This window comes from Bacteroidota bacterium, assembly GCA_018816945.1.
In the GTDB taxonomy this organism is placed as follows: domain Bacteria; phylum Bacteroidota; class Bacteroidia; order Bacteroidales.
The window spans coordinates 1-2,342 of the sequence record JAHIVC010000058.1 but is presented as its reverse complement, the minus strand read 5'-3'; the positions used below and the strand labels follow the sequence as shown (position 1 = coordinate 2,342).

At 35.9% G+C, this 2,342-nt stretch carries 3 protein-coding genes; all 3 read right to left on the bottom strand.

Annotation, left to right across the window (positions count from 1 at the left end):
* Positions 1 to 126: 126 nt before the first annotated feature.
* Positions 127 to 1,089, bottom strand: coding sequence for a hypothetical protein (locus KKG99_08845; protein ID MBU1013102.1), 963 nt, complete (start codon positions 1,087 to 1,089; stop codon positions 127 to 129).
* Between the two features lie 101 nt (positions 1,090 to 1,190).
* Entirely contained in the window at positions 1,191 to 1,589 is a 399-nt protein-coding gene (gene ruvX, locus KKG99_08840; GenBank protein MBU1013101.1) for a Holliday junction resolvase RuvX, read from the bottom strand.
* 118 nt (positions 1,590 to 1,707) lie between these two features.
* Positions 1,708 to 2,342: type I methionyl aminopeptidase (gene map, locus KKG99_08835; protein MBU1013100.1), on the bottom strand; the 635-nt coding region annotated here is incomplete at its 5' end.

The following is a 2,342-nucleotide window of genomic DNA, read 5'->3' as shown; positions in this document are numbered from 1 at the left end:
CTAAACAATTCTCCAATTTAATAATATCCAATTTTTAAAACATTAAAATTTTGAACATTTGAATTTGTTTAGAATTTCGAAATTAGTATTTAGGGGTAGTTAGAAATATTTCTGTTGATAAATTGATCATTTACAAGTAAATTTTGATTTAATTCTGGCACAAGCGATTGCCCATTTATGCCATGATTTTGGAGTTTTGACTGTTTTAGTTTTTTCTCTGACAAAGCTGTTAACCGACTCCATCACATTAATCGTGGTTGGAAGATTCAATTCGGGATAATTTAGATATGCTCTGAATTCATGAAAGCGTCTCAAGAAATCCCTAGTTATCATCCTCATGGCTCGAGGGCATCCGTCGTTCTTGGCTAGAAACGCCAATCTTCTGCAAAGAATATTCAACCTTTCTGTTGAAGTCTCGACCAAAGCTAGTTTAACCGAATTGTATGTCTCTTCTCTGATCAATCTTCCCGGAGTAGAGGCTCTCTTGCCACGTCTTTTCTGCAAAGCGCTAAGTAAATGAAAATGACAGCGTTGTATTATCCAGCCATTTTTATCGGCAATAGTCTCAATGCCCCTGATTCCGTCAGAAATTAAAGCAATTATACGGTTTTTAATCGATATTGGCAGTTGATTGAATATCTCGTTCCAAGTAGTGGCATTTTCTTTCCCTAGTCTAAGTATTGGATCAAGAATAGTGACAGTTTGAGAGGATGTCGACTTAATGGCCAGAAAATATAATGTCCATAATTCTTTTTTGAAATAATGCCATTGAGCATCGATCACTAAAATCAATTTTGGACCTCCAAGCCTAATGATTCGTTTTTCTTTAACTACTGAATCTATATTATGAGCAAATATCTTGTAGATCGCATCAGTAGATAATTTAGAGTTTAGCGATAATTGCTTTACCTTAAATCCATGGTTAAAAACTTTCTTGAGATAGTCGCATTGTTTACGCCTTGGCTTGGGACCCCGTTTAGCAGGGTGCTCACTCCATGTTTTATGACAAACAGTGCACTTCCTTCGCTTGCCGCCAAAACGAACAATCTTGGCGCCACAGCATTGACTTTTCTTATGTAATAACTTCATACAAGAGAAAAGTAGCAAAAAAAGTCAAAATTTACTTGTAAATGAGCCAAAAATCAACATCTCCATCAACAGAAATTATTCCATCATCCCGTATTTAGAATTTAAATACTATCAAGATACGACTGTAAAATTACCATAGCTGCTATTTTATCATCAACTTCTTTTAATCGAACTGGTTTTCCCGGTATTGTTTTAGCCATACTCTGCGCCTGTTTTGTCGATAACTGCTCATTTTGCCAGACAATTGAATTTACAGCATTTAATTCATCGTAAAAAGCCTGCATATCTTTTGATATTACTTCCTCACCTTCTAAATTAACTGGTTTTCCCAAAACAATTAATTCAACAGCCTCTTCCTCCATTATTTTTTTTATTTCACTAACCAATTTTTGTAAACCTTCATTTCTAATTGTCTTTAAACCAAAAGCCATCTTGGTGACATCATCGCCAAGTGCTAAACCGACCTTGCTTTTGCCATAATCTATTCCAAGTAATTGCATAAAAATAAATGTAAATATAAAAGTGGAAAAAGAAAAAACATGGAGTCCCTCGACAATCTCGGGACATTTTGAATTTTTAATTATCGTTTTTACCTTTTCGTTTTTCCTTTTATTTGAGTTATAAAATTGTTAATACCTCTGGATCACCCTCTGTTACTAACACTGTGTGTTCAAAATGCGCTGATAGCTCACTGTCACAAGTTACAAAAGTCCAGCCGTCTTCAAGTAATTCAACCTGATAGTCACCAATGTTAACCATTGGTTCGAGCGCTAAGGTCATGCCGGGTTTTAATATTATATCAGCATCATCTGAAACATAATTCGGAATTTGCGGATCTTCATGAACTTGTTTACCCACCCCATGACCGGCTAAGCTGCGTACTAAAGAATATCCTTCCTTTTCTGCTGTTTGCTGAATAGCAGCCGAGACTTGAGACATTAAATTTCCACTCCTGCATTTAGCAATGCCGTTTTCCAGAGATTCCTGTGTAGTCTTTATCAATTTTTTCACTTGCTTGCTTGTTTTTCCCACAGCAATCGTCTTTGCCATATCAGTGTACATACCGCCTTTGGCCGGATATTGCATACCAATATCTAAGCTGACTATATCGCCCTCTTTAAATTTTTTATCTTCAGCTGGAATGCCATGAACAACTTCATTGTTTACAGAAACGCATAAGGTTGAAGGATAAGGATTTTTCCTGTTTCCATAACCTTTAAAAGAGGGTCTCCCCCCCTTTTCTAATATTAATT